The 20038-nt window shown below is 61.7% G+C and carries 21 protein-coding genes and 2 pseudogenes; 10 read left to right on the forward strand and 13 right to left on the reverse strand.

Going from position 1 to position 20038, the window contains the following annotated elements; all coding sequences use genetic code 11:
* Nucleotides 1–15: 15 nt before the first annotated feature.
* The 6 genes and pseudogenes from ACZ9H4_RS02060 to ACZ9H4_RS02085 all read right to left on the reverse strand — a co-directional run bounded on the left by ACZ9H4_RS02060 (nucleotide 16) and on the right by ACZ9H4_RS02085 (nucleotide 6043).
* The gene (locus ACZ9H4_RS02060; RefSeq protein ID WP_408323746.1) at nucleotides 16–945 is read right to left on the reverse strand and encodes an ABC transporter permease; all 930 of its coding nucleotides are present in this window, start codon (nucleotides 943–945) and stop codon (nucleotides 16–18) included.
* Nucleotides 945–1835, reverse strand: coding sequence for an ABC transporter permease (locus ACZ9H4_RS02065; protein WP_408139355.1), 891 nt, complete (start codon nucleotides 1833–1835; stop codon nucleotides 945–947). Before ACZ9H4_RS02065 ends, ACZ9H4_RS02060 begins: the two co-directional genes overlap by 1 nt.
* Nucleotides 1832–2911 (reverse strand): ABC transporter ATP-binding protein, encoded by a 1080-nt coding sequence (locus tag ACZ9H4_RS02070; RefSeq protein ID WP_476118117.1) that lies wholly within the window; start codon nucleotides 2909–2911, stop codon nucleotides 1832–1834. The genes ACZ9H4_RS02065 and ACZ9H4_RS02070 overlap by 4 nt, the downstream gene beginning before the upstream one ends.
* A gap of 92 nt (nucleotides 2912–3003) precedes the next feature.
* Nucleotides 3004–4173: an extracellular solute-binding protein gene (locus ACZ9H4_RS02075; RefSeq protein WP_408139359.1), complete on the reverse strand. Its 1170-nt coding sequence runs from the start codon at nucleotides 4171–4173 to the stop codon at nucleotides 3004–3006.
* Between the two features lie 299 nt (nucleotides 4174–4472).
* Entirely contained in the window at nucleotides 4473–5411 is a 939-nt protein-coding gene (locus tag ACZ9H4_RS02080; RefSeq protein WP_476118118.1) for an SMP-30/gluconolactonase/LRE family protein, read from the reverse strand.
* A pseudogene (locus ACZ9H4_RS02085) lies at nucleotides 5408–6043 on the reverse strand (hypothetical protein). Before ACZ9H4_RS02085 ends, ACZ9H4_RS02080 begins: the two are co-directional and overlap by 4 nt.
* A gap of 553 nt (nucleotides 6044–6596) precedes the next feature.
* Here ACZ9H4_RS02085 and ACZ9H4_RS02090 point away from each other — a divergent pair.
* Entirely contained in the window at nucleotides 6597–7301 is a 705-nt protein-coding gene (locus ACZ9H4_RS02090) for a helix-turn-helix transcriptional regulator (RefSeq protein ID WP_408139363.1), read from the forward strand.
* Here ACZ9H4_RS02090 and ACZ9H4_RS02095 read toward each other — a convergent pair.
* Entirely contained in the window at nucleotides 7285–7602 is a 318-nt protein-coding gene (locus ACZ9H4_RS02095) for a helix-turn-helix domain-containing protein (protein WP_408139365.1), read from the reverse strand. The two genes, ACZ9H4_RS02090 and ACZ9H4_RS02095, sit on opposite strands and share 17 nt — an antisense overlap.
* A gap of 152 nt (nucleotides 7603–7754) precedes the next feature.
* Here ACZ9H4_RS02095 and ACZ9H4_RS02100 point away from each other — a divergent pair, with 152 nt between their 5' ends.
* Nucleotides 7755–8348: an acyl-homoserine-lactone synthase gene (locus tag ACZ9H4_RS02100; protein ID WP_408139366.1), complete on the forward strand. Its 594-nt coding sequence runs from the start codon at nucleotides 7755–7757 to the stop codon at nucleotides 8346–8348.
* Between the two features lie 123 nt (nucleotides 8349–8471).
* Here the strand turns inward: ACZ9H4_RS02100 and ACZ9H4_RS02105 are convergent, their stop codons facing one another.
* On the reverse strand, nucleotides 8472–9161 hold the full coding sequence (locus ACZ9H4_RS02105; RefSeq protein WP_408139566.1) for a FadR/GntR family transcriptional regulator: 690 nt from the start codon (nucleotides 9159–9161) through the stop codon (nucleotides 8472–8474).
* A 284-nt stretch (nucleotides 9162–9445) separates the two neighbouring features.
* Here ACZ9H4_RS02105 and ACZ9H4_RS02110 point away from each other — a divergent pair, with 284 nt between their 5' ends.
* From ACZ9H4_RS02110 to ACZ9H4_RS02130, 5 genes are all read left to right on the forward strand, one after another.
* Nucleotides 9446–9919, forward strand: coding sequence for a universal stress protein (locus ACZ9H4_RS02110; protein WP_408139368.1), 474 nt, complete (start codon nucleotides 9446–9448; stop codon nucleotides 9917–9919).
* Between the two features lie 232 nt (nucleotides 9920–10151).
* A complete protein-coding gene (gene fnr / locus ACZ9H4_RS02115; RefSeq protein ID WP_408139370.1) occupies nucleotides 10152–10946 on the forward strand; it encodes a fumarate/nitrate reduction transcriptional regulator Fnr in 795 nt (264 codons plus the stop codon).
* A 118-nt stretch (nucleotides 10947–11064) separates the two neighbouring features.
* Nucleotides 11065–12402 carry an SUMF1/EgtB/PvdO family nonheme iron enzyme gene (locus tag ACZ9H4_RS02120; protein WP_476118119.1) on the forward strand — a complete coding sequence of 446 codons (1338 nt, stop codon included), beginning with the start codon at nucleotides 11065–11067 and terminating at the stop codon, nucleotides 12400–12402.
* 237 nt (nucleotides 12403–12639) lie between these two features.
* Nucleotides 12640–13227 (forward strand): erythromycin esterase family protein, encoded by a 588-nt coding sequence (locus ACZ9H4_RS02125; RefSeq protein WP_476118120.1) that lies wholly within the window; start codon nucleotides 12640–12642, stop codon nucleotides 13225–13227.
* 116 nt (nucleotides 13228–13343) lie between these two features.
* Nucleotides 13344–14168, forward strand: coding sequence for a fused MFS/spermidine synthase (locus ACZ9H4_RS02130; protein ID WP_408151879.1), 825 nt, complete (start codon nucleotides 13344–13346; stop codon nucleotides 14166–14168).
* Between the two features lie 84 nt (nucleotides 14169–14252).
* Here the strand turns inward: ACZ9H4_RS02130 and ACZ9H4_RS02135 are convergent, their stop codons facing one another.
* The 5 genes from ACZ9H4_RS02135 to ACZ9H4_RS02155 form a co-directional block, all read right to left on the reverse strand.
* Nucleotides 14253–14450: a ribbon-helix-helix protein, CopG family gene (locus tag ACZ9H4_RS02135; RefSeq protein WP_007178408.1), complete on the reverse strand. Its 198-nt coding sequence runs from the start codon at nucleotides 14448–14450 to the stop codon at nucleotides 14253–14255.
* Between the two features lie 180 nt (nucleotides 14451–14630).
* Nucleotides 14631–14897, reverse strand: a complete 267-nt coding sequence (locus ACZ9H4_RS02140) for a class I SAM-dependent methyltransferase (protein WP_408151878.1) — start codon at nucleotides 14895–14897, stop codon at nucleotides 14631–14633.
* Between the two features lie 234 nt (nucleotides 14898–15131).
* A complete protein-coding gene (locus tag ACZ9H4_RS02145; protein WP_408139378.1) occupies nucleotides 15132–15395 on the reverse strand; it encodes an HPr family phosphocarrier protein in 264 nt (87 codons plus the stop codon).
* Nucleotides 15396–15460: 65 nt separating this feature from the next.
* A complete protein-coding gene (locus ACZ9H4_RS02150) occupies nucleotides 15461–15907 on the reverse strand; it encodes a hypothetical protein (RefSeq protein WP_476118121.1) in 447 nt (148 codons plus the stop codon).
* Nucleotides 15908–16132: 225 nt separating this feature from the next.
* A complete protein-coding gene (locus ACZ9H4_RS02155) occupies nucleotides 16133–16894 on the reverse strand; it encodes a YoaK family protein (protein ID WP_476118271.1) in 762 nt (253 codons plus the stop codon).
* 290 nt (nucleotides 16895–17184) lie between these two features.
* Here ACZ9H4_RS02155 and ACZ9H4_RS02160 point away from each other — a divergent pair, with 290 nt between their 5' ends.
* The 3 genes and pseudogenes from ACZ9H4_RS02160 (at nucleotide 17185) to ACZ9H4_RS02170 (ending at nucleotide 19675) form a co-directional block, all read left to right on the forward strand.
* Nucleotides 17185–17517, forward strand: a complete 333-nt coding sequence (locus ACZ9H4_RS02160; protein ID WP_476118122.1) for a class I SAM-dependent methyltransferase — start codon at nucleotides 17185–17187, stop codon at nucleotides 17515–17517.
* A pseudogene (locus tag ACZ9H4_RS02165) lies at nucleotides 17514–18609 on the forward strand (proton-conducting transporter transmembrane domain-containing protein); the annotation flags it as partial. The gene ACZ9H4_RS02160 and the pseudogene ACZ9H4_RS02165, both read left to right, overlap by 4 nt.
* Before the next feature lie 373 nt (nucleotides 18610–18982).
* Nucleotides 18983–19675 (forward strand): phosphatase PAP2 family protein, encoded by a 693-nt coding sequence (locus ACZ9H4_RS02170; protein WP_476118123.1) that lies wholly within the window; start codon nucleotides 18983–18985, stop codon nucleotides 19673–19675.
* Nucleotides 19676–20038: the final 363 nt, after the last annotated feature.

A 20038-nucleotide genomic window follows, 5' to 3' on the forward strand; every position in this document is an offset into this window, starting at 1 on the left:
AGCGTCGGGAGTGCTTCAGCGCTTCTGCTCCTTCACGCGCGACACGATTTGCGTCGGACTGACAAATTGCAGCGCGATCAGCACCCAGATCAGCGTGATCGCCATGTAGATCATCGCCATCGCATCGATCGATTGCGGAGCGCGCACGCCGGTTGAAAATACAGCGTAGTACAACGCGACCACCAGCGTCTGCGTAGCGGGCCCCGCGGTGAAGAAAGTCAGTTCGAACATGCCGATGGTGCGCACCAGCACCAGCAACCCCGCTGCGAGCATGCCGGGCACCAGCAGCGGCAGCAGTACGTAGCGGAAGTAGCGGAACGTGTTGGCGCCGAAAATGCGCGCCGCCGCTTCAAGATTGGGGTCGATCTGCTCGATGAACGGTGTCATCACCAGAATCACGAACGGCAGCGCAGGCACCAGGTTCGCGAGAATCACGCCGCTCAGCGTACCGGCGAGACCGATCTTGTACATCACGGTCGCCATCGGAATGCCGTAGGTGACGGGCGGCACCATCAACGGCAGCAGGAAGATCAGCATCACGAGGCGCTTGCCGCGAAACTGCACGCGGGCGAGCGCGTATGCCGCCGGCACGCCTAGCAGCACCGACAGCAGCACGACCGCGCCGACCACCTCGACGGTCACCCACAGCACGCTCGCGAGCTGGAAATCGCTCCACGCCTGGGCATACCAGTGCAGCGTGAAGCCTTGTGGCAACAGGGTGCCGAACCAGCGCGTCGCCACCGAATTGACCGCGACGGTCGCGATCAGCAGCACCACGTTGAGCAGGAAAAACACCATCACGGCCCACACCAGCACCCGCCACACGCGGCCCGCCACGCCGGCGCGCTGCGTTGCGCGCTTGACGGGCTCGCGCGCGCCGTCGCCGTGGTCTTTCGAAGCGGAGCCGGACCACGCGGGCTGTGCCGCACGACGTTCGCTCGTCATCAGCCTTTGCCTCCGCTTGCCGGTCCGCTGTAGAAGAAGCGGCGCGCGCCCAGCAGCGCGGCGACCACCAGCAATTGCACGAAGCCCATCACCATCGCGATCGCGGAGGCGAGCGAATAGTCGTAGCTTTCGAACGCGGCTTCGGCGGCGGCGATCGACATCACGCGCGTCGGACCCGCGGGCGCGCCGAGCAGCACCGCCGACGGAAACACCGAGAACGCCTGCACGAACGACAGACACGCCGCCATTGTCAGCCCCGGCACCAGCAGCGGCAGATAGATGCGGCGAAACTGCTGCCACGGACTCGCGCCGAGCGTCGCCGCCGCGCTCGCGAGCGTCGGGTCGATGCCGGTCACGTACGACAGCGTCAACAGAAACGCGAACGGAAAGCCCGAGACGATCAGCGAGATCAGCACGCCCCAGAAGTTGTGCGTGAGGCGCACTTCGCGCGTGTACAGATGCAGGCCTTGCAGCGCTTGCGGGAACCAGCCGTTGGGGCCGAAGTAGGTCAACATGCCGTCGGCGATCAGCACGGTGCCGAGCGTGACGGGAATCACCAGCAGCGTCGTGACGATCTTCTGATAGCGCGAGTAGCGGCGCAGTGCAAACGCTACCGGCACCGACACGCCGACGTTGATCAGCGTCGCGGGCACCGCGAGCTTGAGGGTGACGAGAATCGTCGGCCACATCGACGTGTCGGTGAAGAACGTCAGATAGTTGGCCCATAAGCCGCCGCCGTTCATCGGCCGGAACGACAGCACGAGGCCGTACGCGAACGGATAGATGAACATCGCGACGATGAACAGCAACGCCGGCGTAACCAGCCATGCCTTGGCGTCGCGCGACGCGAGCGGCGGCGAAGCAGGCGGCGACAACGTCGGCGTGTTCATGCGGCCTCGGCGTCGTACACCAGCACACGCGACGGCGCCACGCGCAAACTGATGTGCTCGCCCGCCACGAATTCGCCGACGATGCGCGCCCACACGTCGCCGAATGCGGTCTTCACACGCAGCAGCGAATCGTGGCCGCCGTATTCGACCGCGTCGACCAGCGCGTCGAACGCGTTGTCCGCGCCGGGCGCGGCGCGCTCCATATCCTCGGGACGCAGCGCGACGCTTACGCGTTTGCTGTCGAAGCCCGACATCGGCGTGCCGATCAGACGCACGCCGTTCGCGCTCACCGCGACGCCCTCGCCCTGCGTGCCTTCGAGCGTGAATTCGGCCACGTTGCGATAACCCATGAAACGCGCGACATGCAGATTGTGCGGCCGCGTGTAGACCTCTTTCGGTGTGGCGACCTGCTGCACCACGCCCTCCTTCATCACGACGATGCGGTCCGCCATCGACAGCGCTTCGTCCTGATCGTGCGTCACGTAGAGCGTCGCGCGGTCGAGCTGGCTATGAATGCGGCGAATTTCAGCGCGCATCTCGATGCGCAGTTTCGTGTCGAGATTCGACAGCGGTTCGTCCATCAGGATCAGGGGCGGCTCGATCACGATCGCGCGCGCAATCGCCACGCGCTGTTGCTGGCCGCCGGACAGTTGGCCGGGCAGCTTGTGCTCGTGCCCGACCAGTTGCACGAGCTGCAATGCCTCGCGCACGCGGCGCGTCGTTTCGCTTCTGCCGACGCCGCGCATCTTCAAACCGAAACCGACGTTGTCGAGCACGCTCATGTGCGGAAACAGCGCGTAGTTCTGAAACACCATGCCGAAGCCGCGCTTTTCCGGCGGCAGCACGTCGATGCGTTTGTCGTCGAGCCAGATGCCGCCGCCCGTCAACGGCTGCAAGCCGGCAATGCAATTGAGCGCCGTCGATTTACCGCAGCCGGATGGCCCGAGCAATGCGATAAATTCGCCACGCTGGATCGTCAGATCGAGTTCCTGAAGCGCCGCGATCGCGTGGCCTTGCGCATTCGTGAAACTGCGGCTCACCGAGTCGAGCCGCAACCGCTCAAAGTGATGCTTCATGGAGGTTTCCTGGTACACGTGACGTGTCGGTGAATGCTCCTCCCGACATGTCACGCGCGAATCGCGACGGCATGCATGGCTGGATGCGCGGACTACTTGGTCTTCTGTGCGCCGACCTCGGCATCCCACTTCCTGAAGGCCGCAACCATCGCGGACGCATTCAACGGCAACGCATGCGGACGGTCAGCCAGCAGCTTCGCGTATTCCGGGCGGCCGTACTTCTTCAGCACCTCCTGGCTGTGCGCGGGCGCCTGTTCGATGCTCACGCCCTTGATCGCCGGGCCGGGATAGAAATAGCCGTCGTCATAGGTCATGGCCTGCTGCGCCGGTTCGAGCATGAAGTTCATCATCTTGTAGATGACGTCGAGCTTTTCCTTCGGCACGCCCTTCGGAATCACCATGTAGTGCGCGTCGTTCACCCATGTCATGTTGTCGAACGCCTGCACGCGGAATTCAGCCGGCACGATGCCGAGCGCACGTGGGTTGATGTCCCAGCCCGTCACCGTGACGGTCATGTCGCGCGTACCCTCGCCGAGTTCCTTCATCACCGCCGAGGTGCCGCCAGGATAGTAAGGAATGCAATCGTTCAGCTGCTTGAGAAAGGCCCACGTCTTGTCCCAGCCGTGAATCGGGTCCTGCGGGTCCTTGTCGCCGAGGACGTATGGCAAGCCCATCAGGAACGTACGGCCCGGACCGGAGTTCGCCGGCCGTGCGTAGATCAGCTTGTCCGGATGCGCCTTGCACCATTGGAGAAGCTGCTCGGGCGTCTTCGGCGGATCGCTGACTTTGGCGGGGTTGTATTCGAGCAGCGGACCGGCCGGCATATACGCGACCGTGAGGCCATAGCCTTGGGCGAGGTCCTGCATCTTGCGCGGACCCGGCGCGTATTTGTCGAGCACGCCGGGAAACTGCGCCGCGTTGTCGGGCAGCAGCTTGATCCACAGATTCTGTTCGATGCCGGCCGCGAGCGCGTCGGTGCCGGTCAGTACGAGATCGATATCGGAGCGGCCCGCGCCCTGCATCGCCTTGATCTTGCCGGGCAATTGCGGAGCGGGCGCGTTGGTGAACGTGAGATTGGCGACGAGGTTCGGATACTTCGCCTTGAAGGCCTCGAAACCCTTTTGCGTGAGTTGGAGATCGCCGGCCACGTCGACGATGTTGATCGTGACGGGATCGGCCGCGTGCGCGGCGGATGCGAATGCGGCGCTAGCCGCGAGACATACGGACACCAGCTTGAGCGACAACCCGTGCGAAACAGTCATTGCGTCTCCTCGCTTCTTGGTATGGAAGTCCGCCCGTCAGGTGCGCCGCGGGCGGTGTCTCTCTACCAACGCAACATAGCGAAGCGGAACAGCCGATGTCAAGCAAATACTCGCGAGGGCGCGCAGTGCGTGAAAACCGCCGTTTTTGCGGGGAATCCTTATCGATTAAAGCAGAGCGCGCCGCATCCAGGGGCAAACCCGAAGCCGGTGACGAGATCGGACGATTCGTTGTCAAGCAACCGGAGAATGCGTGGCGCGCTCGCCGGCGCCCACGCGCGTCTGCTCACACCGATTCGCACTCAGCCGCCTTGCACGCCCTGCGTATTCACATAGAGCGAATACAGGCCGTGGCTCGCCGCCATGAACAGCCGGTTGCGATGACGCCCGCCGAAGCACACGTTCGCGCAACGCTCCGGCAACGCAATGTGGCCGAGCGGCTCGCCTTGCGCGGTGAAGACACGTACGCCGTCGAGTTCGTCGATGCCCATGCCCCAGCCGCACCACAGATTGCCGTGGACGTCGACGCGAAAGCCGTCCGGCGTGCCTGGACCCGCGTCGATCAGCACACGGTTGTTCGACAGTGCAGCGCCATCGACGCCCACATCGAACGCGCGAATCTTGCGCGGCTCGCCGCGCGATTCGACGATGTACAGCACCGCCTCGTCCGGCGAGAACGCGAGGCCGTTTGGGCCGAGCACGCCGTCGGCGACCATCGACACCTCACCGGACTGGCCGTCGACGCGGTACACGCACGTCGGCAGCTCCGACGTCTGACGCTCGCCTTCGTAGAAGCCGTCGATGCCGAAGGTCGGATCGGTAAACCAGATCGAGCCGTCCGACTTCACGATCACGTCGTTCGGCGAATTGAAACGCTTGCCTTGATAACGGTCGGCGAGCACGGTGATCGAGCCGTCGTATTCGGTGCGCGTCACGCGGCGCGTGAGGTGCTCGCAACTGACGAGGCGTCCCTCGCGATCGCGCGTGTGGCCGTTCGCATTGTTCGACGACTGCCGGAACGTGCTGACGGTGCCGCTCGATTCGTCCCAGCGCAGGATGCGATCGTTGGGAATGTCGCTCCACAGCAGATAGCGGCCATCGCCGAACCAGACCGGGCCTTCCGACCAGCGCGCGCCCTGGTACAGACACTCGACTGAAGCGGAGGCAAGAATCAACGACTTGAAGCGCGGATCGAATACGCGGATGGAAGGATCGGGATAGCGTCGGCTGTTGTCGGTCATGCTGGTGAGTGGGGTTCGGAGATTGATGAAGGGGGTTGGGCAAACTCGCGCTCCAGCGCAAGCAGTGCTCGCGCGCCAGCGTCGATCTTCGCATGATGTTGGGGCGGCGTCGAACTTAGCAGTGGCAGGATCGGGCCCATGTCGGCGATTTGCGCGAACGTGACGGCATCGTGAAGCACGCGGATCAGCGAGATGTCGTCGCGCAGGGTTTCGAGCGGCAAGAGGGCGTCGTATAGCCGTTGCGCGGTCTCGTGAGCGCCGCCTCGACGCCCTCGGGCGTCGTGAAGCCGCCGAACGGCAGCACCATCGCGGTCCGATACCGGGTTTGCGCGAGGATGCGCGCCTGATCGAGCATTTTCCCGAAGTCTGGGCCGATGGCCGGGATCACGCGCGTGCGGGGGCTCGCGGCGTCGGCAAGTAGGTCCAGCAGGTCCCGCTATTCGCTGACGGCGGTGTGATAGAGGTTCGCGTTGCCGCCATATAGCAAGTGCGCACGCCGCCGGCTTCTATATGGCGCGGATGAGCGAGAGATTCGCAGCAGGATCGAGCGTATAGTCCGCGCGGCGCGCCAGCGGCGGCACCGCCATGACCGAGGCGGCGAATTCGGCGTCAAGCAGAGAGGCTACGTTCATGACGCCTCCTGCCTGGCGAGCGCAATGGGGCGCTCACGGTAGCATCGGCCTCGCCATGTTGTCAAACAACTTGAACCGACGACGCCCGACCGAACTTGCCGCTCGTGTCTCGAAATCACTGCGAACTGTCACTTTTATATGACAATGGAGCCTGATGGATCGATGCCCCACCTTGCCCGATCGTGGACAGTCGCGCGTCATTGCGGACGAATGCGCGGTTGGATCCGCCAGTCGCGGCCTCGTGCTTATTAAAATCAGCGGGGTAATAATATTGCCAATGAAAGGCTTCAAAATGGCGACGACGAGGGAATTACCTATTTCGGGAGCCAGCAACTCTCAATCGGGCTAAACAGACTTAGATGGCAGTTCGCTCGTTTTCTTCGCAGTGGCGCCCGTCATGCCGTTCGACAGCGTTCGGCGCTGCGCAAGTTTTTTTAGTGTTAGATTGTGACGATTAAAACCGCCGGGCGGATTACCGTTCCGCGACGAAACGCAACGGGATGTTTGCGAGCCTGAGAGAGTTAAGCAATTGTCGCTACATTTTATCGAGCAGATGGCACCGCTACTGGACGCCGCCGACGAAGCGGAATGGTTCCGTGCGATTGCGGGCCTTGCCGAGACATGGGGCTTCGACAGAATTTTGATCGCCATGCTACCGCGCCCGACCATGCGTCTGGAAGATGCGTACATACGCAGCACCTACGCGCCGGCATGGCGACAGACGTATGACAAAGAGGGATTGGTTCACATCGACCCGACCGTCGAACATTGCATGGCGCGCGCCGCACCGCTGATCTGGTCGCCGGCAATCTTCTCGACGACAGCGCAGCAATCCTTGTACGAAGAAGCGCGCTCATACGGGCTGCGCGCCGGGGTGACGGTACCGATTCACGGACCGAACCAGGAAGCCGGCATGATGTGCTTCGTCAATGACAACAGTTCGAGCGAAGATTTCCAGCGCCACGTCAACGCAGCGCTGCCGAATCTGGCGTTATTGCGCGACCTGGTTATCGATACCAGCCAGCGCCATCTGGATACGCACGCTCAGACCGTCTTGCCCAAGCTCACGCCGCGCGAACGCGAGTGCCTGAAATGGACCGCACGCGGCAAATCCACTTGGGAAATCTCCCATATCCTGAACTGTTCGGAAGCCGTAGTGAACTTCCACATGAAAAACATCAGGACGAAATTCGGTGTGAATTCGCGGCGTGCGGCAGCCGTGATCGCGGCGCAACTCGGGCTTATTGACCCGGGTTGAGAAACGCGGCGGCGTCGCGGCTATAGAGCACCCGCTCGGCACGGCCCAGATCGGCATCGGAAACGGTTTTCGTGAAGTACAAGCCCAACAGGATCGACACCGGCGCCGGGATTTCGGCACCGGATTCGAACCGGCTGCCGCGCGACTGAGTGACGCCGAACCGTGCCCAGAAGCGGCGCTGGCTTTCTTTTTTCTTCTTGCGGTACGCAATGATCAGCACACGATCCACCGCCGTGGAGGCCTCCGCCGGGCGCGTTTGGAGGCCAGTCTGCGGTTGCCAGTGATTTTCGAGAAGTTCCATTTTCGTGCCTTGTCGGTTGGATGCGGATACGTGTCTCGAATTCTGCGTTACCCGATAAGCATGCACACCTATCCAGGTAGGTAGGTGGCAGAACAATTCAATATGCATAAGTTTTCCTGGTATTGGTTTCTCAACTCGTTCAGGAGAACGGCATGCAAACAGCGATCCGGATTGGAATGCGGCAGGATTTCGACAACTCGGACATCAACGAGATGTACCGCCTGCGGGCACGGGTGTTTCACGGGCGGCTCGGCTGGGATGTCCCAACCATAGCGGGCATGGAGATCGACGGCTACGACGCCCTCGGGCCGTACTACATGCTGATTCAGAGCGAAGACCGGAAGTTGCGCGGCTGTTGGCGCATGATGCCGACCGAAGGTCCCAACATGCTGAAAGACACCTTCCCCCAGCTGCTGCACGGCGAGCAGGCGCCGGTCGGGCGGCACATCTGGGAGTTGAGCCGGTTTGCGATCGAAACCGGTGGCGAGGAGCAGTCGTTCGGCTTCACGGACATGACGATCCAGGCGATTCAGGAAGTCATGAAATTCGCGCAGCGGATGGGTATCACGCGGTACGTCACCGTGACCACCACGCCGATCGAGCGGCTCCTGCGCAGGACCGGCATCGACATCAGCCGGCTCGGCGCGCCGGTGCAAATCGGCGTGGAGCGGGCGGTGGCGCTGAATGTCGCGGTGAGTCCGAAGACCCTTACGGCCTTGTTCGGCCCGATTGCGGTTGCGGCTTAGTCCGGACGCTCGTTCGCGCCTGGCGTCGGTTCAGGGAAATTTGTCCCGGTTTGATTGCGGGCCATGGGGGGCCGGGACAAGCGCTTTCCCGTGGCTGGGCCGTGTTGAGTCGCTACGCGGAACTCAGGAGCCGAACATCCGTTCGAGCGCATTCTCGAGATGCGCGCGCATCGCCGCGCCGGCAGCTGCGGCGTCCTTGCGGCGAATCGCATCGAGCACCGCCATGTGCTCGGCCTGGACAAGCCGCTGACGCTCCACCGTCTTGACGAGCGACAGGTTGCGCGACAGGTTCATGCTGAACAGTATCTGTTCCTCGATGAACGACATGACCGTGATGAAAAACGGGTTTTTCGACGCGCGCGCCACGGCCAGATGGAACAGGAAGTCGTCCTGCGCGCCGATCCCGCGGGTTTCGATGATGCGCTCCAGTTCGTCCCAGGCGTGCTGAATCGCGGCGATGTCGTCGGCATCGGCTTTGAGCGCCGCCTGCGCGGCCGCGCCGGCTTCGGTCACGATGCGAAATTCGTAGCATCGGCGAATATCGGACAGCGTTTCGAGCGGCGCGAAACGGCGCACGTCCGGATCGGGCCGCCGCGCGACCGTGGTACCCGACCCGTGCCGCGTCATGATGATGCCGTCCGCCCGCAGACGCGCCAGTGCTTCGCGCACGGTCGGCCGCGAGGTCGCAAAACGTTCGGCCAGCGCGTGCTCGGTTGGCAAGCGCTCACCTTCCTTGTACTCGCCTTCGAGAATGCGATTGAGGATGTCGCCGTAGATCTTCTCGGGCAGGCCCGTGGTTTTGCGCTCGTTCATCGGCGGGCTGAAACAGCTTGTCTGAATATCATTTAATTGTAAGGCCAACTTTGGCCGTTCCTTACGGAAATATGCGCCCTGAATCGAGCAGCGGGGCGCCGCCCCGCGCGCTATCAAGCTTGGCGACAAGGACACCGGACCCATGAATTTGATAAGAGTTTGATTTACATCCCGGTTGAGTGCATCTTTTTCGGCCATCATCTAAGCTTCGTTGGTATAAAAGACCAAGGAGCCGGGCCGTGAGAACGGCTACGGCATACGGATTTTTCAGACGCGGAGTCGCCATGTACACACGCATCCTGGTAGCGGTCGACGGCAGCAACACTTCCCGCCGTGCATTCGAGGCAGCCCTCGCGCTCGCCAAATCCAACGGCGCCGTTCTGCGGCCTTTCTACGTTGTCGAAAACACGCCCATGTACTTCGAAGCGCCCGGCTACGACCCGTCGATCCTGCGCAACCGGTTGATCGAAGAAGGCAGGGAGTTGCGCGCGGAATTCGCGCAGACGATGGCCGAACAAGGCGTCAAGGGGGACCCGGCCGTCAGCGAAGCATCGTCGCTCGGCGATGTTTCGGACATCGTGCTGAAGGCCGCCGCCGAATTCGACGCCGACCTGCTGGTAATGGGCACACATGGCCGGCGCGGTTTTCAACGGCTGATTCTCGGCAGCGTCGCCGAGCGTTGCGTGCGCCAGGCGACCATCCCCGTGTTGCTGATTCCGTCCGCCGCGGGCCAGGACAAGGAAGCCGCCGCCCAATAACAGCGCTTCGCGCGACCGCCGTTTGCCATGTGTGGAACGGCGTCGCGCAATGGCGGCTCATTCGTGGGCCCCGCACCGATGGAAGCGCTCAGGAAATACCTGGCAGTCCAGCCACCCACGACCGTGCCACAACGCTCAAGATGCCTCACCGACTGAACGCGTCACTTTGCCGCCAAATCGCGTCCAGGGTGGGTGGGACAATCGCCACTACTCTGACAATCGGCTGCAGAACATGCTCACTCCTTCCGCTATAACGCACTCCACCGGCATCGACGGCCCCTCCGCAAGTTCGTTGCCGGCGCGCAGCGGCCGCCGGGCTGCACCGGTGCGGGCGACCGCGCGCACCGCCGCCCGCTGTTCGAGTTGTTCGATGCGGCAACTCTGCATGCCTCAAGGCCTGTCCGCCGAGGAACTCGCGAAACTGGAAACGCTCATCTGCTCTGCGCGCCCGGTGCAGCGCGGTGAAGCGCTCTATCGCAGCGGCGACCGTTTCGACAACGTCTACGCCGTCCGTTCCGGGTCGATGAAAACCGTGATGGCGCACCGCGACGGCCGCGAGCAGGTCACCGGCCTGCGGCTCGCCGGCGAGGCGCTCGGGCTAGACGGCATCAGCGAAGACGTCCACGCGTGCAGCGCCGTCGCGCTCGAGGACAGCACCGTTTGCATCGTCCCCTACAGCGCGCTCAAACGCCTGTGCCGCGAAATCAGTTCGATGCAGGAGCGCATGCACAAACTGCTGGGCGCGCAAATCGTTCGCGAAGCCACGCAGATGATGATGCTCGGCTCACTGTCCGCGGACGAACGCGTCGCCGCCTTCTTGCTGGACGTGTCGGAGCGCAATGCGCAACGCGGCTATTCGTCGGCGGAATTCAACCTGCGCATGACGCGAGAGGACATGGGCAGCTACCTCGGCATGACGCTCGAAACCGTGAGCCGCACCTTGTCAAGATTTCAAAAGCGCGGCCTGATCGACACACAGGGGAAGCACATCCGCATCGTCGATCTGGCCGGACTGCGCCAGGTCTGAGCCGTTTGCCGGGGCTGGCCGGCGCCCGCCTACGCTCGTTCGGCGCGCTTTCGCCTTGGCATGGCTCCTGCGACCGGGTACAGTCTTTAGTCCCTCCCCCGCAAGGAGACCCGGCGAAATGAATCGCGACCCCGCCCCACGTCACCCGCTCGTCCAGCGTCTGATCGACGCGCGTCAGGTCACTGACGCATTGTTTGCCATCGTCAAACCCGAATTTCTGTATGAACGGCCGATCCGTGAACGCCACCGGATCGTGTTTTACATCGGCCATCTGGAAGCGTTCGATCGCAATCTCTTCGATCGGCGTGTATGCGACCTGCCCGCGTTCGCCCCGGAACTCGACCAGCTCTTTGCTTTCGGCATCGATCCGGTCGACGGCGGCTTTCCGACCGATCAACCCGGCGACTGGCCGTCGCTCGACGCCGTACGCGCGTATGTCGCGCGTGCGCGCAGGCAGATCGACGACGCGCTCGCCGGTCTCGCGGACGCCGCCAGGTTCGGCCGCGACGGCGCGCAAGCCGACACCTGCCGGCAGTTGCTGAACGTCGCGATCGAGCATCGGCTGATGCATGCCGAAACGCTCGCGTACATGCTCCATCAGTTGCCGCTTGCACAAAAGGTCACCGAACTGCGCGAGTCCGTGGTCACGCATCCCGAACGCCCGGACGCGTTGGCGTCGATGGTCCGGGTGCCGGCCGGGTCGGCGGTGCTCGGCATGCCGCGCGACGCCGGCCAGTTCGGTTGGGACAACGAGTTCGGCGAATTACGCGTGGACGTGCCCGCCTTCGAGATAGACCGGTACATGGTGACGAACAGCGCGTTTGGCGAGTTCATCGAGGCCGGCGGCTATCGCGAATCCGAATGGTGGTCGGAGAAAGATTGGGCATGGAAGGAAGCCGAGCACATCGAGCACCCGGCCTGCTGGTCGCGACGCGAGGCGAGCGGCGAAACAGGCGGCAACGCGAGTGAATGGATGCTACGCACGATGTTCGACGAAGTGCCGCTGCCGCTCGACTGGCCCGCCTATGTGAGCCACGCCGAAGCCAGCGCTTACGCGCGCTGGGCCGGCAAGTCGCTGCCCACCGAAGCGCAATGGCAACGTGCGGCGCAAGGTGTGCCGCACGCCGGGTCAGGCAACTTCGATTTCCGCAGTTGGGACCCGAAGCCGGTTGATGCGTATCCGCAGAACGTCAGCACGTTTGGCGTCGAAGGTCAGTTCGGCAATGGCTGGGAATGGACTTCGACGGTATTCGATGCGCTGCCGGGCTTCGAAGCGTTTCCGTTCTATCTGGGTTACTCGGCCAATTTCTTCGATGGGCAGCATTACGTGCTCAAAGGCGGCTCGGCACGCACCGCGCAGTGCATGCTGCGGCCCGCTTTCCGCAACTGGTTTCAAGCGCATTATCAGTACGTGTATGCGGGGTTTCGCTGTGTGAGGGCGACAAATAAAGAATAAGTTGACGCGAAATATCGCCTTAGCCCACGCCTCCTGGCCCAACACCGCGTTCCGCCGGCGCGGGTGGAAGAAATGGCTTCATTTACGATGACATGGGGCACGTCGTCGCTTGCAACGAAGATCCGGCGCGGCGGCACATGACGGTGCCCGATTCCTTCAGCAGGAACCGTCAGGACTGGGCACTCCGCGTCGCAGGCGAGAGTGACAGGTCCGCCGCAATCCGACATCAACTGGTTCGTGCAGGGCGAAGGCGACGCCGGAGCGGATACCACGCTCGGCGACTTCCGGCGTTTTCCGACGTGGATGTGGCGCAATCGTGAAATGCGCGACTTCATCGTCTGGCTGCGTGCACACAGCGCCGGACTGCCGCCCGAAGAGCGAGTCGGTGTTTATGGACTCGACCTGTACAGCATGCACCAGTCGGCAGATGCAGCGATCCGCTATCTGGAGCAGCTCGATCCCCAGCGGGCCGCGATGGCGCGTGAGCGTTACGCTGCGCTCGACCATGTTCGCGAGCCTCAAGCCTATGGCTATGCCACTGCAGTTGGCGCCCGCCCTGACGCGCGCGAAGGCGTCGTCGCGCAATTGCTGCCACTGCGCACCGACGCGCTGCTCCACCTCGCGCAAGATGGCCTCGCGGCACTCGACGCACAGTTCTTCGCACAACAAAACGCCAAAGTCGTCGTGAATGCGGAAAACTATTACCGCTCGATGTTCGGGCGACGCCTGAACACATGGAATTTGCGTGACGCGCACATGTACCGCACGTTAGCCGCCCAGCGGGAGGTGGTCGAAATGACTTATGTGATAATATCATTACCATAATCTGCAAATCAGGTTAGCCATGCAACATGGCTGCCGGCCGAGCGGAAGCGGAGCGAAGGCGCTCCCGATTATCACGAGGCTGAAGAGCCAGACATACACGCTGCCCAGGCAACTGCATGGATCACTCGCACGCGTCCTTCAACGCCTATATGAAGTTTCTTGCCGGGCCGCCCGCGGACGGTACGCCCGTTGTGCTGGAAACGGCCAATGCGCTGTCGCTGCACTTCGATCTACTGGCCACGCAGAGCTTCATGTCCCGACGCGATCCGCACAAGCTGATGCTCGGCTATACCCGGACAATGATGGGCTTCCTTTTGCTGAAGCCCACGCCCAGCAGAATTTCCATGATCGGTCTGGGTGGAGGGTCGCTGGCCAAGTTCTGTTACCGGCATCTTCCGCACACACGGATCGTGGCCATCGAAATCGACCCGGCAGTCATCGCGCTGCGCAACACATTCCATATTCCGCCGGATGACGAGCGATTCGAGGTGATCTGTGCGGACGGAGCGGAATACGTCAAGCGCGACGACGCGCCTCCTGACGTGATTCTGGTGGATGGCTTTCTGGCACACGGCATGCCCGTGCAGTTGGGTAACGCAGCGTTTTACGCGGCTTGCCACGCGCAGCTCGCGGACGATGGAGTGCTTGTCGCCAATTTCGTCGAGGACGATCCGCTTATTCCCTATTATCTGGAAGAGGCGCGTTCGGCGTTCGGTAACTCGCTCTCCATTCTTATGGCAGAGGATAGTTGTAACTACACGATGTTTGCATGGAAAGGTGCGCCAAAGCTTCCGTCCCGGGATGCGCTACTCACACGCGCACGCACACTTGCAATGACGCATCCGCTGAACTTGCTCGCGACCGCGCGTCGACTGAAGCAAGGCACGAGCTTCGCCATGAATTGGAGATCTGAACAGAATCCGGAGCCGGGCGAGAGCTGACAGCAATTGTGCAGCCGCCACCCGCGTGCAACGACGCGCAGCAACTCTCAAGGACTAGGGTGGGGACTTGAAAACTGCCCTGGTTCAGGCAGTTTTGCGGCGCGGACGCGCACCAATGGCGCTCTTTGTCTTGTAGCTGACGCCGTGCTGCTCAAGGTAATCGCGGATCAATTGCCGAACCACCTGTGAGGGCGTCAGGTCCTGCGCTGCGCACAGTTTCTCGAACGCTTCCTTCTTCACAGGATCGATTAAAATCGTGAGCCGAGCGCTTTTCGTTTCCATGACGGGCAGAGTCCAGATATGTTAATTTGATTATAATACATGGCGGCTCCCGAGTCATCCTCGCGCCATCAATGCGCCACCCTCGTTGCGCATTCTGCCGTCGCCTTCCTTCCTCGCGTGCACACCCGCTCGAACCGTCCGGTCCATAGAGATGAAACCGTCTGCAGATAGCGGACCACTTCACTCAATCCGTCCATATCGGCTCCAGTTCAATTTTTTGCCGTATTCAATGCGCGTGGCCGTGGCGTGGAGACTGACCGCGTGCCGCGCCTGAAGCGCGCGCGCCCGATCGAGCATCGCTGTGAATGACGGAAGTCCGCCCGCTCCTTTCCACGCAAAAACGGTGACGTTGTGCTCACTACCTTCCGACCGCGCCAGCGCAACCGCGCCGGCAAAAATTTCCCGGAGCGAGCAGAGGTAGCGGTGGAAGTCAGGTTCGTCCGTCATCAGATCGGCACGAGCATGGTCCGCGTATGGCCCAGTGCGAGCGCATAAGGATCGTGCCGCAACATCGTGCTCTAAACGCCACGCGCGTCGAAGTACAACGACACCACCTGGTCGTTTTCAATCACCAACGGCTTGTTCGGATTTCTCTTTCCTATGTTGAGCATGATCGGGGGCGAGTCGTGGCGTGATCAGTTGGCGAGTGCGCGTAGAGTGGGGTGCCCTGCCTGAAGCGGATCAGGAGGACACCTGCGCATGCAGAACCGCCGACAGGGCATCCATCGCGGCGCTTTCGTCGGGCCCCGTAATCAGGATGCGTACGAGCGTACCTCGCCTCACCCGAAGGGACATGACAGACATGACGTCCTTGGCGTTAACGGACCGGCCGTTCGCGATGCAGACGATATCGCTCCCAAAGCGGGCAGCACTCACCGCAAGCCTCGCCGATTCGTGCCCGTTCAGCCCCCACCGGCCATTTATCTGAATCAATGCCTCGACCAACCCACTCCCCTTTGCACGTAAATCGTCACAGCGGCGCGCTACGCCCGGACATAGCCACACAGCACTCAATGCATGGAACTTGCGGCCCTCTGCGCAAGGAAAGCGCGTAATTGCCGGTCCCATTCGTCAACCCGCACCGCAATGTCGACCGTGCCGAGTCGCTTCATATCCTGATCCAGATGAACCGCCCTAAGCGATTTTGGACGCAGTGGAGCACGAAAGAACTTCCCGTCGTCGTCCAGAAACAGACAGGGCCGCTGCCGGTATCGCGCCCCGAAAAGCGAGGTTGTGTCGTGGACATGGCGGGCCGATTCCTTCTGATAGACGAAGATGACATTGATCCCGCAGTCTTCCAGGCTGTCGCAGATGTCGGAGAACCGGTACAGCATCTGGAATCCCCGCTCGCCCGCCCTGCCCACACCGATGACAATCAGTCCGTGACGGCCCATCAGGTCTCGCAAGAACCGGTGCGTGTAGTCATGGGACAAAAGCGAAATACTGGTGTCAATCACGTCAATCTCCCGTCCAACGCAGCTCCCCCGTTTCGCACGATCCCCGAATTCAGGTTCGGAAACACCAAGGGCGCCGGTCAATAACCTTCGTTATCATTGAAGCGACTCAAATGATGGTCTTATTATCATACTATGTGCGTCTACGTCAGGCAGACCGTTTCCACCCTGACGGTGACTTCGGGCGCGGCGAGCGGGGGCGTCAGGCAGCCGCAGCCAGCTACTGCCCTAGCGGTCGAGCCGGCAGATCCGTCCGCGCAGATCGTCGATCAGCGGCACGATCGCCAGCGCGATCAACAGTGCCGCGAGTGGAGTTGTCGCCTCGTACCCGACATGACGGAAACCAACCGCGCCCGTTAGTCCACCAACAAGGAACAGGGCCAGCATGGTCCCGTGCACTTTCAGCTTCGCACGATTGGCCAGCACGCCGGGCGCGGCGATGTCATCGCGCGAGGAATTCCAGTAGAAGAGCTTGCCGAGCTCGATGCCGATATCGGTCACGATTCCCGTCATGTGGGTGGTACGGATTTCCGCACCGGACAGTTTGGTGATCATGGCGTTTTGCAAACCCATGATGAAGCAAAGGAGTACGACCGTTGCCGGCACAAACAGCGTTTCCCACAAGGCGAGGTGACTGCCAAGCAGGCCGAAACACAGGAGCAGGCAGGCTTCGACCAGCAGCGGCAAAGCATACTGGCTATTCAGCCGCTTGCGCCGGCCCCAGTTGACGAGCACCGCCGAACAGGCGGCACCCAACAGGAACGAGGTCAGCGATCCGGCGCCTGCGAGGACCAGTGAAAAGTCGCCCAGCGCAGTCTGGTCGGCAATCGCGGATACCACGCCGCTCATATGCGACGTGTATTGCTTGACCGCGAGAAAACCGCCGGCATTCGTCGCGCCTGCCACGAACGCAAGCGAAAAACCGAGCTGCCGGTCGCCCCTGACAGTCCGGTCCTTCCCCGTGAGGGTCCGGAAATAGTCTGCTGGCATCAGGTATCGACTCCTGTGTTTGCATGCGCCGCGCCGGCGCATGCAGGAGCCGGTGCGGCAAGCAGTTTCTGGAATTCCATGCGTTATGTGAGGCTCGCGTTGCCAATGCCCCGGAAGGACGCGGCGCCGTCTTTCCGCGGATGTCGCCGGAGCGGCATCAGTGGAACCATCTCGATAAAGCTGCCAGGATGATAACGCCATTATCATAAACTGGTAACTCGATGCACCTTCCGGTCTGGCAGGTTCAATGCACACACACCCGGCCCAGGCAGTTTCCGGAGACGATTGATTTGTCGGCCAATCACCATCATTTCAGGCAGGCGCTGGCGGAACTGTTGAAAGGGCCGCCCGGAAATCCCGCGCCCGTGGTAAGCGACAGGTTGCGTACACGGTCGCTGCGCTTCGGTCCATTGGGCATACAAAGCTCGATGCGCACATGCGATCCGTTCGAGCTCGACCTCCCGTACACACGGGCCATGATGACCTTCGGGCTCTTCCACCACGCCCCACGAGGCATCCTGATCGTGGGGCTGGGCGGAGGATCGTTGCCGAAATACTGCTTCCAGAGGTTTCCATCGGCGCGGGTCACTACGGTCGAAATCGACGCGAATGTGATCGCGTGAGCACGGGCGTGAGCGCGTTCTCCGCCGGCTATTTCCGCAAGGGTGAAGGCACGCCGCCCGGCTTACTCTGCTTCGAATATCACGTGTGCCTGGCGAGCATGGCGACACTGTTACTCGCGGACGATGCATACAGCTTCATGGTCGCATGGGAAACGATGACCGTGTCGGCAGTTTTTCTTGTTATGACCAATCACCGCATCGCGGAGATCCGTCGAGCCGCTTACCTCTACTTCCTGATCTCCCATGTCGGCGCGCTGGCGCTCCTGTTGTGTTTCGGCCTGCTGCAAGCCAATACCGGCGACTACGTTTGCCAACATGCGCCAACAGCATCTCGACGTATTCTGAGCCTCCGCCGCATTCCTGCTTGCGCTATTCGGCTTCGGCGCAAAGGCGGGTGTCTTCCCCTTGCATGTGTGGCTGCCCGAAGCCCATCCGGCTGCGCCGTCACCCGTGTCCGCCCTCATGAGCGGCTTTGTCCTGAAGGCGGGTCTGTACGGCATTCTGCGCACGGTGTTCGACTTGCTGCATGTCCAGTTGTGGTGGCGGGAAGTCTTCGTGCTGGCGCTCGGACTCTTCACCGCCCTGTTCGGCGTCGTGTTCAGCGCGATCCAGACAGACATGAAACGGCTGCTCGCGTATTCGTCGATCGACAACCTCGGGCTGATGTTCGTCAGCATGGGACTGGCGATCCTGTTTCGCGCGTACGGCATGAACACGCTCGCCGCGCTCTCGTTGACCGCGCTGTTCTACCAGATGGCAAGCCACGCGACGTTCAAAAGCCTGTTGTTTCTCGGCACGGGTTCCGTGCTGCATGCCACCGGCGAACGCAATCTCGGCCGTCTGGGCGGATTGATCCGCGTGATGCCGTGGACCGCCGGGGCGGCGCTCGTGGGCGCATTTGCGAGCGCCGGACTGCCGCCGTTGAGCGGGTTCGTCTCCGAATGGCTGTTGCTGCAGAGCTTTCTGTTCACGCCGGGCTTGCCGAACCCGTTCCTGAATATGGTGGTGCCGCTGGTCGCAGCGCTGATCGCGCTGGTGGCCGCGCTGGCGGGCTATACGATGGTGAAGTTCTTCGGCATCGTCTTTCTGGGTTAGCCGTGCGCGACTGAATGTCAGCTGGTGGCAGCGGACATTCGAGGGATGAGATCGCTGACGGATTCTCGGCCGAACCTCAATTTGGACACCGAAGGACAGCGGGCGGCATTTCCGCTGCGGCTATCGACGCGCTGATCGACGAGGATCGAGCAGGTGTCGCCATAGCTACCCGACGATTTTCCGATGGACGTGGCCGGCGCGGTGTTCGTCAGGACACGCCGCCCGAAGAGCAAACTCGCGGAGTAAGCCGTCAGTGAAAGTTGGCGATGAAATTGCGCAGTAAAAGTTGTCAGTGAAGGTAAGCACCAAAAAAGCCGCGCATTCAATGGGCTATGCTTACCTCGATGCGACTCAAGTTTCTTGCAAAATAATGAATAACTTCGATTCTTCTATTGAAACATATCTGTCCAACTTACAGTTGGGTCATTTCGCGGCCCAATCCATAGAAATCATCGCCGACCTCTACACCTTCAAAGGCCTCGTACTCATTCCCGTGCTGTGGTGGATGTGGTTTCAGCAGGACGAGCGCCGCGAATGGCGGCGAGAAATGGTTCTCGCGACGCTTCTCAGTGGCCTCGTGGCCCTCTTCGTCGGAAGACTGCTGACTCACTGGTTGCCGTTCAGAGTGCGCCCCGTCTATAGCGCCGACCTGCATCTGCACTTTGCAGGTAGCGATATCAAGGACGCACTGCTGACAAGTTGGAGTTCCTTCCCAAGCGATCACGCGATGCTATGGATGGCGGTCGCCACCGGCATCTTCCTGGTGTGGCGGGGTATCGGTGTGCTGGCGATTCTCTATACCGTGCTGTTCATTTGCGTTCCGCGCGCCTATCTCGGCTTTCACTATCCAACCGATTTGCTGGTGGGCGCCGCTGCGGGAACCGGAATCGCCTATGTCATGACGCGACCGGCGATCCGCGTGCGCTACGCGACTCCGGCGCTGCAATGGATCGAACGCTGCCCGGGGCCTTCAGCGATGCTGGCCTTTATTCTGTGCCTCGAACTCGTTACGCAGTTCGACGAACTGCGCAAGGTAGCGAGCGGTGTGCTCAAACTTCTATGAACCACGCGTTGCGGTGCGGCGCTGGGAGCGTGTCGGTGGTGGCGCCGCCCGAGCGAGTGATTTTATCGAAGCCACGTTCATCGCCGCGACACGCGTCATTGTGACCGAAAGGGCCGCTCAGAAAACGGAGCAGTCGCACGAATGTCCATGTGACGTTCTGGCTGAACGTCGCTTCCTGGGCCGTGCACTGCCTCATCTGACCGGCAGAGCGCGACCCGAACCCGTTCTGCGGCCGCTCTAATTCGAATGGCCGCTTCGCGTCGCGTACAGCGCTCACTTACGCCTTCGAATTGCACAGCAGGCCCTCTTCCGTTGTGGGCGCACAAACCCGCTGAAAACGACCATCCGTGATTGACTGCTTTC

It is taken from the genome of Paraburkholderia sp. TE9906, from assembly GCF_056279605.1.